This window comes from Rubrivivax gelatinosus IL144 (genome assembly GCF_000284255.1).
GTDB classification, from domain to species: Bacteria; Pseudomonadota; Gammaproteobacteria; order Burkholderiales; family Burkholderiaceae_C; genus Rubrivivax; species Rubrivivax gelatinosus_A.
Genome location: NC_017075.1, coordinates 2445181 through 2459286 on the forward strand (window position 1 = coordinate 2445181; position 14106 = coordinate 2459286).

Below are 14106 nucleotides of genomic sequence, written 5' to 3' on the forward strand. Positions count from 1 at the left end.
ATGCTCCCACAACGCAACTCAGATCGAGCGACGACCGGCGTTCCCGGGCTCGACGATGTCCTGGATGGGGGGCTGGTCAGCCATCAGCTGTACCTGGTCGACGGGAACCCGGGGGCGGGAAAGACGACCCTGGCGCTGCAGTTCCTGCTCGAAGGGCGGCGTGCGGGCGAGCGCTGCCTCTACGTGACGCTGTCGGAAAGCCGCGCCGAGCTCGCGGCCGGCGCGGCATCGCACGGCTGGGTGCTCGACGGCATCGAGGTGCTCGAACTCGCGACCGACCTGAGCAACCTCGGCGCGGGCGAACTGACGATGTTCAATCCGTCGGAGGTCGAGCTCACCGAGACGACACGACGGGTGCTGGACATGTTCGAGCGCATGCAGCCGCAGCGCATGGTGCTGGACTCGCTGTCGGAGTTGCGCCTGCTCGCGCAGACCTCGCTTCGCTACCGCCGCCAGATCCTGGCCTTGAAGCAGTTCTTCAGCGGCCGCGGCTGCACGGTGCTGCTGCTGGACGACCGCACGGCCGAGGTCCGGGACCTGCAGTTGCAGAGCATCGCCCACGGGGTGATCTCGCTGGACCACGAGGCGCCGCCTTACGGCCCGGCCCGGCGGCGGCTGAACGTGGCGAAGTTCCGCGGCAGCAACTTCCGCAGCGGCTACCAGGACATGGCGATCCGCGCCGCCGGCGTCGAGGTCTACCCCCGGCTGGTGGCGTCGGAGCACATCAAGCCCTTCGCGCGCGACGTCGTCGCCAGCGGCGTGCAGCGGCTGGACGCGCTGCTCGGCGGCGGCATCGAACGCGGGACGTCGACGCTGCTCGTGGGGCCGGCCGGCTGCGGCAAGTCGACGATCACGCTGCAGTACGCCGCCGCTGCCGCCGGGCGCGGCGACCACGTGGCCGTCTTCCTGTTCGAGGAATCGCGCGTGCTGTTGCTGGCCCGGGCGGCCGGCCTGGGCATGTCCATCCACGAGGGCGAGGGGCCGGGGCGCGTGTCGCTGACCCGTGTCGACCCGTCGGCGATCTCGCCCGGCGAGTTCGCGCAGGCGGTGCGACGGGCCGTCGATCACGGTGGCGCGCGCGTCATCGTGATCGACAGCCTCAACGGCCTGCTGAACACGATGCCGGCAGGCCAGTCGATGCAGGCCCAGTTGCACGAGCTGCTGACCTACCTCGGCAACAAGGGCGTCGCAACCTTCCTGGTGGCCGCGCAGAGCGGCGTGCTGGGCCTCACGATGCGCGCGCCGATCGACACCAGCTACCTGGCCGACACCGTCGTGCTCTTCAGGATGTTCGAGCATCTCGGCGCGGTGAAGAAGTCGGTGGCGGTCATCAAGAAGCGCAGCGGCCGGCACGAGGAATCGATCCGCGAGCTCTGGTTCGATGCCGACGGCGTGCATCTCAGCGATCCCCTTCTGCACCTGCGCGGGGTGTTGTCGGGCGTGCCCGAGGAGACCGCCGGGCCCCAGCCCGATCCGGCGTCGGGCGCCGCGCCGGATCTTGCCGTCCCGGATGCCGCCAACGGGGGCATCCGGCATGACGAGTGACGAACGAGCCCCCGCGGAGCACCGCGTCCTGCTGCTGACGCCGACCCAGCGCGACGGCCAGATCGCGCTGCGCCTGCTCTCGGCGGCCGGCATCGCCTGCCTGGAATGCGCGGACAGCCAGGCCTTGGCCTGGGAGATCGAGCTCGGGGTCGGCGCCATCGTGATGACCGACGTGGCCGTCTCGGATCCGAACTTCCGGCTGGTCCGCGCGGCGCTGGCGAACCAGCCCGACTGGTCCAAGGTGCCGGTGGTGCTGCTCAGCCGCGAGCGCGATCTGCCCTGGGCCGCGCAGCGTCTGATCGACGAGCTCGACAACGTCACGGTCATCGACCGTCCGTCCTCCCTGCGGACACTGCTGAGCTCGGTCCAGGCGGCGCTGCGCGGCCGCCGCTGGCAGTACGAGATCCGCGACCGCTTGGTCGAGCAGACCTTCGCCCGGGCCGCGCTGCAACAGGCCGACCGGCGCAAGGACGAGTTCCTCGCCACGCTGTCGCACGAGCTGCGCAACGGCCTGGCGCCGCTGGTCTACAACGTCGCCATCGGCAACCGCAGCCTGGACAACACGCCGTTGCTGCAGGAACTCTTCGCGCGCACGGGGCGCCAGGTGCACCACCTGGTGCGGCTGGTCGACGACCTGCTCGACGTGGCGCGCATCAGCACGGGCAAGATCGAGCTGAGCCTGGAGCGGCTGAACGTGCTGGACATCGTGAACCTGGCGCTCGACGCCTGCCGCGCCGAGGTTCAGCGCAAGCGCCACCGCTTCGTCATCGTCGAGGAGTGCGGCACCGATCTCGTCGTGCGCGGCGACCGCGTCCGGCTGACCCAGGTCCTGTCGAATCTGCTGTCCAACGCGGCCAAGTACATGGACGCCGGGGGCACCATCACCGTGCGCGTCGCCCACGATGCCGGCCAGGCCGTCGTCGAGGTCTCCGACACCGGCGTGGGCATTCCGCGCGAGTCGCTGCACAAGGTGTTCGACCTGTTCTCGCAGGTGCGCAACCAGCAGGCCTACTCTCAGGGCGGGCTGGGCATCGGGCTGTCGCTGGTCAAGCAGCTCGTGGAGATGCAAGGCGGCAGCGTGAGTGCCGCGAGCGACGGCCCCGGACGCGGCAGCACCTTCGCCGTGCGGCTTCCGGTGGTCGAGGCGGCCGAGCCGGCAGCCGCGGCGCCCGTCGCCGACGGCGCGGGCGAGCGGCCCGCCGAGCGGCCCTTGCACGTGCTCGTGGTCGACGACCAGTTCGACGTCGCCTCGTCGCTGGCCGACATGCTGCGCCTCGAGGGCCACGACGTCGAGGTCGCCAACAACGGCGTTCAGGCCTTGAACCTCGCGCGCGGACGGCGGCCCGACCTGGTGCTGCTCGACCTGGGCATGCCGGGGATGGACGGCTTCGAAGTCGCCCGCCGTCTGCGCATGCAGCTCGACGGCGAGCCACGCGTGCGGATCGTCGCGCTCACCGGCTGGGGGCAGGAAAGCGACCGCGAACGGACCAAAGCGGCATCCTTCGACAGCCACCTGGTCAAGCCGCCGGCACCGGCCGAACTGGAAGTGCTGCTCGCTCAGGCGCGGCAGGCGTCGCCATGACGCCGTGGCGGGCGATCGTGCCGCCGGCCTCGCGCGCCCGCCGCGGCCACAGCCGGACCGGCCATCAGGCCGAGCGGGGCCGCCGCGCGGCCACGGCATCGGGCACGAAGCGCGCGGCCAGCAGCAGCAGGGCCAGCAGCGCCGGCAGCCAGCGCAGGTCGGTGGCCACCGGCTGCGGCCGCGCCAGCGCCGGGTCGAGCATCGCGTCGGCCGCGGCCTGCGGCGCGGACAGCCGCCGGTAGCCCAGCCCCAGCAGCTTGCCCAGCGCCTGCAGGTGCTCTTCGCGCAGTTCCGACAGGTGCTCGTGCGCGCTGCCCGGGGTGTCGGGGCCGAAACGCTGCACCACGTCGTCGGCGGCCCACCAGCCGAGGCGGCGGCCGTTGCGGTCGACGCGCGGGATGCGCGCCGGCACGTCGCCGCCGACGCCGATCAGCCAGCCGCCGGTCTCGCCGGGCGTGATGTCCTGCATCGGGGGCTGCACCTCGCGGTGGCGCAGCGGCGGCGCTTCCTGGCCGTCGGTGAAGAACACGACACGCGTGTCCGGGTCGATCGCACGCGCCGCCCGCAGCACCCAGGTCGTGCCCTTGCCGATGTTGCTGGCGTTGGCCCAGCGCATGCGCCCGTCGACCTGCTCGAGCGACGCGAGCAGGGCGTCGTAATGGGCGCAGACCTCCACCGGCAGCATCAGCGGCATCACGCGGTAGTCGGCGAAGACCGCCCAGCCGATGCGCGAGCCGCAGGGCAGGCGACGCAGTGCCTCGCGCGCTGCGGCGCGCGCGAAGGCCAGCCGCGTCGCCGGCACGCCGGCCAGCTGCTGGTCCTCGACTTCCATGCTCTGCGTGACGTCGAAGGTCACGAGGTACTGGAAGGTGGCGCGCTGCAGCGTCAGCGGCGGCAGCCACACCGCCGCGGCCAGCAGCGCCGCCGCAGCGGCGATCGGCAGGTTCTGGCGCGAGCCCAGGCCGCGCGCCAGCCAGCGCCAGGCGCTCAAGGCAGGTCTCCCGGCTTCATGCCGCGCAGCGAGATCTCGCGGCGCTCGACCGGCTCGTTGTCTTCCTCCTGCGGCGCGGCGTCTTCCTCGGGCGCGGCGCGCAGCGCCCGCTCGAGGTTGTAGCGCGCGTCCCAGGCCTGCGGGTCGGCGCGCAGCAGGTCGCGGTAGCGCTGCTTGGCCAGCTCGATGAGCGGCCCGGCCTCGCCGCGCTGGCCCTGTGCCAGGCCCTGGCGCAGCACGAGGTTGCCGAGGTTGTACTGGGCGTCGCGGCTGATCGAGTCGCCGCCGCCGGGCTGCACGAGGCCGCTGTAGAGCTTGAAGGCCTCGTCGAAGGCGCCGGCCTTGGCGAGGGCGGCGGCATGGGCCAGCCGCACCGGGCGCGGCGCGTCGCGTGCCACCGCAGCGTCCGGCCGCGACGCGGCGCCGACGGCGTTCAGCAGCTGGTGCTGGCGCTGGAGCTGCAGACCGTGCCAGGCTGCGACAGCGGCCGCGGCCAGCGTCGCGAGCGCGAAGGCGGCGTGTGCGGAGAGTCGTTTCATGCGGTTCGCCAGTCGTCGAGTTGCAGCGCCCGGCAGGCCAGCAGCCCCAGGCAGCACAGCAGTGCGGCGAGGAAGCAGCCGGGGCTGTAGTCCAGCCGCGGCACCTGCTGGAGGTCGCTGAGCGGGTAGTTCTGCTGCCGGTCGATCTCGGCGATGGCCGAGGCCAGCGCCTGCGGATCGTCGGTCTGGAACAGGTGGTAGGGCGTGGCCAGCGTCTTGAAGAACGCGTGCAGCGCGGCCTCCTCCTCGGAGTCCAGCGTGCCGGCGACCGGCCGCGTCAGGTCGGGCGAGTTCGGCCCGCTGCGGATGTAGATCCAGTACAGGCCGATGCGCTGCCGCGCCAGGCCGGCGGCGATGCGCCGGCGCTGCTCGTCGTCGAGCTGGGCGCCGCCGTCGGAGACGACGATGACGATGCGGCTGCCGGTGTAGCGCCGGTGCTCGAACTGCCCGATGGCCGCCAGCAGCGCAGGCCCCATCAGCGTGTCGGGCAGGCCGCGACCGATGGCGGTGGCCTTCAGCCCGGCCAGCACGGTGGCGTGGTCCTGCGTGAACGGCGCCACCAGCATCGCGCTGGTGCTGAAGGTCATCAGCGCGAAGCGGTCGTCGGGGCGGCGCTCGACGAAGTCGGCGAGCAGCTCGCGCACGACCTGGTTCTTGGTCGGCCGGCTGGCGTTGATCTGGCCGCCGGACTTAACGTCGCGCTGCATCAGGTTGGCGTCCATGCTGGAGCTGCGGTCCATCAGGATCAGCACCTCGGCGCCCTTGCCGGTGCGCAGCACCTGGGTGCCGCTCCGACCGGGCCCCGCCAGCCCGATCACCGCGGCGCAGATCGCGCCGCAGGCGAAACCCCGCCACAGCAGGCCGGCGGCGCGGCCCCAGGGATCGGCGGGCAGCCAGCCCACGGCCGCGAAGCTCAGCGTGTCGCGGCGCCGCCGCAGCAGCGGCAGCACGGCCAGCGGCAACAGCAGCAGCCACGCGGCTTGGAGGAAATCGAAGTCCATCGGCTCAGCGCTGGTGGCGGCGTTCGACGTCGCGCAACGCGCGGGCCAGCGCGTGCAGCGACGGCGCCGGCCCGGCCGCGCCGGTCGTGCCGGCGAAGAAACGCAGCTCGGACTGGCGGAAGAAGGCCTCCAGCTGGGGCGCCAGCGGACTCAGCTGCGGCGACTCGGCCAGCAGCCGCGGCAGCGTGCCGCCGTGCACGACGTGGCCGGCGCTGGTGTTCAGCGCGCGGTGCAGCACCCGCCAGGCCTCGGCGCTGTCGGCCTCGGTGCGGCGCAGCTCGCGCCAGGCCCGTGCGAACGGCAGCCGGCGCGCCTCGTACAGGTTGCGTGCGGCCCACCAGCCGCCCCAGGCCGCCAACAGGGCGGCCAGTGCCGCGAGCGACGCCGTCAGGCGCCGCCGCGGGCCGTCGTCGGGCACCGGCACGGCTGCACGGTCGGGCTGCAGCGCCTGCAGCGCGCCCTGGTCGAAGGTGGCACGCGACGTCATCGGGCCGATGCTGACCGGCCAGGTCGGCACCTGCAGCGGGCCGGCCGCGGTGGCCAGCGTCAGCGCCGGCAGCGAGGCCGCCAGCAGCGTGCGCGGCGAGTTGACGACCTGGTACTCGATCACCAGCCAGCGCCCACCGGCGTCGTCGCGCTCGACGCGCAGCGCGCGGCGCTCCAGGTACAGGCCGACACGATCCAGCGGCAGCGCTGCGGCGTCGACATCGTGTCCGTCGGGCAGCCGCACACGCTGGCTCAGCACGTCGCCCAGCAGGTGGCCGAAGCTGCGCGGCTGCTCGACGGTCGCCACGGGTGCGGCCGGTGCCGCCGGCGGCCCCAGGCACACCAGCGCCAGCACGAGTGCGGCGAGGCCCGGCGGCTTCATGCCACGGCCTCCATGAAGTAACGGGTCAGCGCCTCGGCGTCGAAACGGCCCTGCAACTCGAACGGCGCCAGGCCATGCGCCGCGAACAGCGCCTGCAGCTCGGTGCGGCGCCGCGCCACGGCTTCGGCCCAGCGCCGGCGCAGCGGCTCGCGCAGCCACAAGGTGCGGCGCAGGCCGGTCTCGGCGTCGCTGACGGCCAGCAGCGCGTGCGCGGCCGGCGGCGCCGTCTCGGCCGGATCCCAGGCGACGATCGGCAGCACGCAGGCCGGCGCCAGCTGTTCGAGCACGCCGTGCAGCGCCTGCAGCGGCCAGTGGAAGTCCGACACCAGGAAGACCAGCCCGGGGCGGCCGGCCAGCGGCGCCACGGTCTGCTGCAGCGCCCGGGGCGTCAGCTCGTGGGCGCGGTCGTGCTGGTCGGGCGCTTCGGCATGGCAACGGCGCAGGGCCTCGGCCATCAGCTGGCCGGCGCCCCGGCTGTGGCGCGCGGGCATGAACAGATCCTCGCGCCGGCCGTGGTCGAAAGCCAGCAGCCCCAGTGCGTCGCCGCTGCGGTAGGCGCTGCGGCCCAGCGCCTCGACGAAGTCGGCGACGACGTCCAGCTTGCGGTGCCGGGCGCCGAAATGCATCGACGCCGAGACGTCGACGACCGCGTGAACGGCGACCGCGACGCGCTGGCGCGGCAGGCGCACCAGCCAGTCGCCGCGCGGGTCGCGCAGGCTGGCGCGCAGGTCGATGCGGCGCGGGTCCGGGTGGTCGAACAGCCGCCGGTGCGCCGCGAACACCTGGCCGGCACCCAGGCTGCTGCCGCGGTGTGCGCCCGGCCGCTGGCCGCCGAAGACGGCGGGCAGCCGGTAATGGAACTCGGCCGCCGCCGGGCCGGAACGAGGCCCGGACAAGTCCTGAGCTCTCATGGCGCCGCCACCCGGTCGACGATCTGCTGCACCAGCGCCGGCGCCAGCTCGGCGCGGCGCAGCTCGTAGACCGGCGTGAAGAACACGCGGTGCGCCAGCACCGACGGCAGCACCGTCAGCAGGTCCGCCGGCAGCAGGTGGGTGCGGCCTTCGAGCCAGGCGACGACGCGCGCGGCGCGCAGCAGCGCGCTCATGCCGCGCGGGCTGGCGCCGGCCAGCACCAGGCGGCGCATGTCGACGCCGTCGAGCTGCACGCCGAAGCGCTGCGGGGCCTCGGTGGCTTCCCAGACCTCCAGCACGTAGCGCTCCAGCGTCGGGCTGGCCGTCACCGAGGACTGGATCAGCGTGCCGATCGTGTTGAGCTGCCCGGCCGGCAGGATCGCCGCCGGCACCTGCTCGATCAGCCGGTCGGCGTCGTGGAACACGGTGTCGAAGACCAGCGCCCGCCTAAGCTCGCGCTCGGCGGGCTTGCCCATGTTCAGCTCGAACATGAAGCGGTCGCGTGCCGCCGACGCGAGCTCGAAGGTCTCCTCCTTCTCGACCTTGTTGCGGTCGGCGAAGACCGTCATGTGCGGGAAGCGGTACTCGCGGTTGAAGGCCGACACCGTGCGCTCGGCCATCGCGCGCAGCAGCAGCGACTGCACCTGCGGCCGGGCGCGGTTGATCTCGTTGAAGAAGAAGGTCGTCAGGCGCTCGCCGTGGCGCAGCAGCGGGCCCGGGTCGATGCGCGGCCGGCCGTCGGCGTCGACGTAGGTGTGATAGATCAGGTCGCCGGGCATCAGGTCGACGGTGCCCTCGACACGCTCGAAGTCGCCGCCGACGGCGCGTGCGAAGGCGCGCAGCACCGTCGTCTTGCCGACGCCGACGTCGCCTTCGAGCAGCACATGGCCGCGTGCGAACAGGGCGACGGTGATCAGGCGGATCGTCGGCGCCTGGCCGATCACCGCGCGGGCGACCTCGCGCTCCAGGCGCAGGGCCAGTTCACGCCAGTCTTGAAGTTCTCGTTCGGGGTCCATCGGCGGCTCACGGTGTGGGTTCGGGGCGCAGTCCGCCGCGCCGCGGGCCGGGAAGGCCGCGGCGGAGCGCCTGCGGGCAGGAGAGGGCGGGCCGCTCAGCCCGTCGGCGGCGGGCGTTCAGTCATCGCAGCGCCCCGCGGGCAAGCCGGGCACCGGGAACGGCAGCGCCGCGGCGACGTCGTCGACGCGCACCAGGCCGATGCTCAGCGCGAACCAGACCAGCTGGGCGTCGGTGCGCACGCCGATGCGGCTCTTGATCGCGTAGTGGTAGTTGCGCACCGTCTTCTCGCTGAGGTTCAGCGCGTCGGCGATCGCGTCGCTGGTGTGGCCGGAGGCGACCAGGCGCAGGATCTCGACCTCGCGCGGGCCCAGGTCGTCGAGCACCGCCACCGGGTCGGCCAGGCGCTGGGTCTCGATCGCCTGCCGAGTGTCCTCGCACAGCGCCTGCTCGCCCTGCGACACGGCCAGCACCGCGCGCACCAGCTCCTTGGGGCCGCTGCTCTTGGTGACGTAGCCCCAGGCGCCGGCCTGCAGCACCTTCAGCGCCATCGACGCGCCGCTGTGCATCGTCACCATCAGCACACGCGCGTCGGCGTCGCGCTGGCGGATGTGGCGCAGCGCGTCCAGGCCGCTGGCACCGGGCAGCAGCATGTCCATCACGACGACGTCGGGGCGGTGGCGGCAGAAGGCCTCGTAGGCGCTGTCGGCGTCCACCGCTTCGGCGCAGACGCTCAGGCTGGGCTGGCGCTCGAGCAGCCGGCGATAGCCTTCGCGCACCACCGGGTGGTCGTCGACGAGCAGGACGCTGACCGGCTTCATGCGGCGGCGCGGTGCAGGGCCGCGTCGTTGGCCGGCAGCGGGACCACCGCCGCGACGCGGATGCCGGCGCTGCCGTTGGCGATGGCCAGCGTGCCGCCGAGCGCGCTCAGGCGCTCGCGCAGGCCGGGAATGCCGTGGCCGCCGATACGGCCGATGCGCGCCGCGTCGCCGCCGCCGTCGTCCTCGACGGTGATCGCCACCGCCTCGCCGTCGCGCGCCACGCGCAGCGCCACCTGCGTCGGCACGCCGTGGCGCGCGGCGTTGTTCAGGCACTCCTGGGCGATGCGGTAGACGTCGATCGCGATCGGCCGCGGCAGCGCGGCGATCGCGCCGTGGACCTGCAGCTGGAACACCGAACGCGAGGCCGTCAGCAGGTTGTGCTCGCTGATCAGCTGGCGCAGGCTGGCCTCCAGCCCGATCTCCTCGATGTCCTGGGTGCGCAGCCGTACCAGCGCGCTGCGCAGCGTCTTCATCATGCGCGCCTGGGCGCGGCCGATGGCCTGCGCCTCCTCGGCGATGTCGGGGCGATCGGCCGGCGCGCCGGCTTCGATCGACGCGGCCAGCGCGGCGGTCGCCGTCAGGCACTGGCCGAACTCGTCGTGCAGGTCGCGCGCCAGCGCGCGGCGTTCGTTCTCCTGCACCTGCAGCAGCCGCGTCGTCAGCAGGTTGCGCTCCTCGTGGGTATGAGCCAGGCGGCCGGCGAGCTGGTTCACCGCGCCGGCGATCAGCGCGAACTCGCCGGTCCGGAACGCGGGCAGGCGCCAGGCCAGCTCGCCGTCCTCCAGGCGGCGCAGGCCGGCGACGATGGCACGGGCCGGGCGCAGCGTGCGGCCGATCATCAACGCCGTCAGCAGCGCGATCGCCGCGGCCATGCCGGCGGCGATGCCCGCGACCAGCGAGACCTGCTGCCAGGCCAGGCGGATCGCCGCGCCGCGGTCGGGCGTGTTGACGATGTAGCCGGCGGCCGGTGCGCGCGCGAACAGCGGCCGCCGTGCCGAGCTGTCGTGGCGGAACAGCGCGCCGTAGCCGGCGACGAACCACGCCGGGGCCTGCGGCCCCAGCGCCGCGGTCTGGCTGCACAGCGTGCGCTCCGGCTCGCCGTGCAGCGCGAAGCTGACGCAGACGCCGGGCGAGATCAGGTTCAGCGTCTCGAAGGACTGCCAGTCCGACACCGGGATGTTGAGACCGGCACGTGCGCGGCCGCGCCACAGCAGTTCCTGCCAGTACAGCGCTTCCAGGTGCCGGCCCACGCGCTGGGCCGACAGCTCGGCTTCGTGTTCGACGCTGCGGTGCGTGTCGACGACGATCCAGGCGATGGCCGCGAGCAGGCAGGCGACGGTGATGACGACCAGCCGGACGACGAGTTGGGGCAGCAGGTTCATCGCCGGGCGCTCCGTTTCACTTCTGGTGAGCCAAGTGTCGGCTCGGCTTCACCGGCGCCGCAAGGCGTGCAAACACCGCCGGGGCGTCGTCGGGCAAATTGCCCAGCCGAGGCCCGCGCCAAGGCCCAGGCCGCCGCGGCCCCCCGGCAGCTGGCTGGCGATGGTGCTGCAGCACCACCTGGCCATCGCGCTGACCGCGCACTCGCTGGCCGGCGGCAGGCTCGCCCAGCGTCACGTCCAGGAGTTCGAGCGCTACATGAAGGGCGCCGACGACCGTGCGCCCCGGTCGCCCGTGGCGGGCGGCGTGGCGTACACCGTCTGACGCGCAGCGTGCCTCGAGGCCGTGACCGTCCGCGCCGGGGGACGGCGCGGCCGCGTCAGGGGCCGGCCACGCCCCCGGCGTCGTCGAGCAGCTGCTGCAAGGCGTCGAACGCGACCGGCTTGGTCAGGTGCCGGTCGAAGCCCGATTCCCGGGCGCGATGCCGGTCCGCGTCGCTGCCCCAGCCGGTGAGCGCCACCAGCAGGCTGTCGCGTCGGCCGTCCCAGTGCGCCGTGAGTTCCTGTGCCAGCTCGTAGCCGTTGCGGCGGGGCAGGCCGATGTCCAGCAGGATCAGCTGCGGCCGGAAGTCGCGTGCGGCCTCGAGCAGGCCGTCGCCGTCGTATCGCAAGCGGACCTCGTGTCCGGCGCCGCTCAGCAACGCGGCCAGCATCTCGGCCGCGTCGACGTTGTCGTCGACGATCAGGATGCGCCTGCCGCCAGCTTGGGGCGAGGCGTGCGCAGGCGCCTCGGCGAGCCGGCGGCCCGGATCGGCCACGCGAGGCAGCCGCACCTCGAAGCGGCTGCCCTGGTCGCGCCCGGCGCTGACGAGCTCGACCGTTCCGCCGTGCAGGCCGACGAGCTGGCGCACCAGCGACAGGCCGATGCCGAGGCCGCTTCCCGGGCCGGGATCCGTGCGCGCCTGGAAGAAGAGGTCGAAGATCTCGCTGGCCAGCTCGGGCGGAACGCCGATCCCGTTGTCCGAGACCGCCAGGCGCACGAAACCGTCGCCGTCATCGCGAAGCCGCACCTCGATGCGGCCGCCCGGCGGCGTGTAGCGCGCGGCGTTGCTCAGCAGGTTGCTGACGACCTGGACCAAACGGGCGTGGTCGGCGTGCGCGTGGCAGCCCTCGGCCGGCAGGTCCAGCGTGAGCCGGTGGCCGGCCTGTTCGAGCAGCGAGCGTGCCGCCTCCACCGCGGCTTGCACGACCTCGCGCAGGTCGACCGTCTCCATGCGAAGTTCGAGCTTGCCGCTGCCGATCCGCGAGACATCGAGCAGGTCCTCGGTGAGGCGCACGATGTGCCGGATCTGCCGGTCCATGATCCCGAGCACGCGTTCGGACAGGTCGGCGGCGGCATGCCGCTGCAGCATCGACACGCCGTGCTGGATGGTCGCCAGCGGGTTGCGCAGCTCGTGCGCCAGCATCGCGATGAAGTGGTTCTTGTTCTGGTCGGCCTGCGCCAGGATGCGTTCGGCGCGTTTGCGCTCGCTGATGTCGATGACGAAGCCGACCAGCAGCCGGCCGTCGCCGCTGAGCCGCGCGCAGGCGACGAGCACCGGCACGCGGTGGCCGGCCGCGTGCAGGTACTCCTTCTCGTAGATCCTGGACACGCCGTCGCGGGCGACCTCGGCGATCGCGTGGCGGTCCGCATCCAGATGCTCGGGCGGCGTGACCTCGTCCCAGCGCAGGGCGCCTGCGTCGAGCTCGGCACTGCTGCGGCCCAGCAGGCGCAGATAGGCGCTGTTGGCCCCCAGGATGCGGCCGCTCTCGTCACCGGTGACCATGCCGATGGGGCTGGCCTCGAAGATGCGGCGCAGGCGGTCCTCGCTCTCACGCAGTGCGGCTTGCACCTCGTGGCTCTTCGTGACGTCGCGGAAGAAGACCGCCAGGCCTTCGCGCGAGGGGTAGCAGTGGCACTCGATCCAGCTGTTCAAGGGCTCGGGGTAGAACGCCTCGAAGTGCACCGGCTCGCCGCTGTCCATCGCGCGGCGGTATTCGGCCCCGAAGCGCGAGGTCGCGGCGTGCGGGAACAGGTCCCACAGGCATCGGCCCAGCACGTCCTCGCGGCGCAGCCCGAACATGCGCGCACCCTGCTCGCTGAAGTAGGTGTAGCGCCAGGCCTGGTCGAGGAAGGCGAAGCCGTCGGTGATGCTGCCGAGGATCTGGTTCAGCGAGTCGTTGGAGGCGGCCAGCTGCTGCTCGAGCCGCTTGCGCTCGGTGATGTCGCGCGAGATCCCGAGCAGGCCCGCGACCTGGCCCTCGCGGCGCCAGGGCATCTTGCGCGACAGCCAGACGACGGGCCTGCCGTCCGGCCGCGGCACCACCTCCTCGATCTCCTCGGCGATGCCCGACTCCATGATGCGCCGGTCGTTGCGCATGACGGCCTCGGCGGCGGCGGGATCCTGCAGGAGCTCGCGATCCGTGCGCCCCAGCACCTCGTGCGCCGGTTTGCCGATGAGTGCCAGCGTCGCAGGGTTGGCCAGCAGCAGCCGGCCCTCCAGATCCTTGGCGAAGATGACGTCGGGGGAGGCGTCGGAGACCGCGCGCAGCAGCGCGGCGCTGTGCGCGGCATCGTCGACGGTCGGCGCTGACGCCCGGTCGTCGCCATCGGGCGCGAGGGCATGCGGGTGGGCCACCAGCAGCACGGCCGCGACGCCGCCCGCGTCGCCGAGCAGCGGCGTCACGGACAGGTCGAGCGTCGTTCGCGTCCGCAGTCCGTCGCGCCGCAGCTCCCAGGGCAGGCGCTGCGGCGCTCGCGCTTCGCCGGCGTAGCCGGCACGGATCATCGGGTCGAGCGCCGGCGCCTGCGGGCTGGACGCCGTCTCGAAGGGCAAGCCGAAGCAGCGCGGATGCGAATCGCCGCACAGCGGCGCAAAGGCATCGTTGTAGACCAGCACGCGCCGCGGGCCGAGCAGCAGCGCCATGGGCTGGAGACTGCGCCACAGCAGCGGGATCACGGTCGCCAGTTCGCCGTCCCGGGCCATCGCGCACGCATCGGCATCCGCGGCCCACGAGGCCAGCAGCGCAGTGAAGAGCTGCGCGGCGCGGGCCGGGCCTGCACCAGGAGCGGAACTCGACGACGGGTCACACATGCGGCGGCGTCCGACGGGAAACGAGACGCGGCAAGGCTAACCCAGCCGACAGAGGCCTTCCGTGCCGTCCGGCCCGTCCGGATCTATCGCTTGGGGGGTGCGCGGCGAGCGCAAGGGCGCGAGAAGCGCTTACGGGCGCGCCCACGCAGGCCGCGCATGAATCCGGCGGCCCCGAAAAGCCAAAAGGGTCAGCGATTTGCATCGCTGACCCTTCGGTTTGTTTGGCTCCCCGACCTGGGCTCGAACCAGGGACCTACGGATTAACAGTCCGGCGCTCTACCGACTGAGCTATCGGGGAAGGAAGACCAAGAGTATAGCCCG

Annotated in this window: 12 protein-coding genes and 1 tRNA gene; 3 read left to right on the plus strand and 10 right to left on the minus strand. The window is 73.0% G+C overall.

Annotated elements, in window-relative coordinates; all coding sequences use genetic code 11:
* Together RGE_RS11340 and RGE_RS11345 are read left to right on the plus strand one after the other, a co-directional pair.
* Positions 1 to 1545, plus strand: coding sequence for an ATPase domain-containing protein (locus tag RGE_RS11340; RefSeq protein WP_014428530.1), 1545 nt, complete (start codon positions 1 to 3; stop codon positions 1543 to 1545).
* Positions 1535 to 3127 (plus strand): hybrid sensor histidine kinase/response regulator, encoded by a 1593-nt coding sequence (locus RGE_RS11345; RefSeq protein ID WP_014428531.1) that lies wholly within the window; start codon positions 1535 to 1537, stop codon positions 3125 to 3127. Before RGE_RS11340 ends, RGE_RS11345 begins: the two co-directional genes overlap by 11 nt.
* 64 nt (positions 3128 to 3191) lie before the next feature.
* On the opposite strand, the gene RGE_RS11350 is transcribed toward RGE_RS11345, so the two are convergent.
* The 8 genes from RGE_RS11350 to RGE_RS11385 form a co-directional block, all read right to left on the minus strand.
* Positions 3192 to 4118, minus strand: a complete 927-nt coding sequence (locus RGE_RS11350) for a hypothetical protein (RefSeq protein ID WP_014428532.1) — start codon at positions 4116 to 4118, stop codon at positions 3192 to 3194.
* Positions 4115 to 4657 carry a hypothetical protein gene (locus tag RGE_RS11355; RefSeq protein ID WP_014428533.1) on the minus strand — a complete coding sequence of 181 codons (543 nt, stop codon included), beginning with the start codon at positions 4655 to 4657 and terminating at the stop codon, positions 4115 to 4117. The genes RGE_RS11350 and RGE_RS11355 overlap by 4 nt, the downstream gene beginning before the upstream one ends.
* Positions 4654 to 5658: a vWA domain-containing protein gene (locus tag RGE_RS11360; RefSeq protein ID WP_014428534.1), complete on the minus strand. Its 1005-nt coding sequence runs from the start codon at positions 5656 to 5658 to the stop codon at positions 4654 to 4656. The genes RGE_RS11355 and RGE_RS11360 overlap by 4 nt, the downstream gene beginning before the upstream one ends.
* Positions 5659 to 5662: 4 nt before the next feature.
* The gene (locus RGE_RS11365; RefSeq protein WP_014428535.1) at positions 5663 to 6526 is read right to left on the minus strand and encodes a hypothetical protein; all 864 of its coding nucleotides are present in this window, start codon (positions 6524 to 6526) and stop codon (positions 5663 to 5665) included.
* Positions 6523 to 7422 (minus strand): DUF58 domain-containing protein, encoded by a 900-nt coding sequence (locus RGE_RS11370; RefSeq protein ID WP_014428536.1) that lies wholly within the window; start codon positions 7420 to 7422, stop codon positions 6523 to 6525. Before RGE_RS11370 ends, RGE_RS11365 begins: the two co-directional genes overlap by 4 nt.
* An 11-nt stretch (positions 7423 to 7433) precedes the next feature.
* Positions 7434 to 8453 (minus strand): AAA family ATPase, encoded by a 1020-nt coding sequence (locus RGE_RS11375; RefSeq protein ID WP_014428537.1) that lies wholly within the window; start codon positions 8451 to 8453, stop codon positions 7434 to 7436.
* Between the two features lie 117 nt (positions 8454 to 8570).
* Entirely contained in the window at positions 8571 to 9272 is a 702-nt protein-coding gene (locus tag RGE_RS11380; protein ID WP_014428538.1) for a response regulator, read from the minus strand.
* Positions 9269 to 10654 carry a HAMP domain-containing sensor histidine kinase gene (locus tag RGE_RS11385; protein ID WP_014428539.1) on the minus strand — a complete coding sequence of 462 codons (1386 nt, stop codon included), beginning with the start codon at positions 10652 to 10654 and terminating at the stop codon, positions 9269 to 9271. The genes RGE_RS11380 and RGE_RS11385 overlap by 4 nt, the downstream gene beginning before the upstream one ends.
* 160 nt (positions 10655 to 10814) lie before the next feature.
* Between RGE_RS11385 and RGE_RS24285 the strand changes: the two genes are divergently transcribed.
* Positions 10815 to 10976 (plus strand): hypothetical protein, encoded by a 162-nt coding sequence (locus RGE_RS24285; protein ID WP_014428540.1) that lies wholly within the window; start codon positions 10815 to 10817, stop codon positions 10974 to 10976.
* 55 nt (positions 10977 to 11031) lie between these two features.
* Here the strand turns inward: RGE_RS24285 and RGE_RS23195 are convergent, their stop codons facing one another.
* A complete protein-coding gene (locus tag RGE_RS23195) occupies positions 11032 to 13677 on the minus strand; it encodes a hybrid sensor histidine kinase/response regulator (protein ID WP_014428541.1) in 2646 nt (881 codons plus the stop codon).
* Between the two features lie 330 nt (positions 13678 to 14007).
* A tRNA-Asn gene (locus RGE_RS11395) sits at positions 14008 to 14083 on the minus strand.
* Positions 14084 to 14106: the final 23 nt, after the last annotated feature.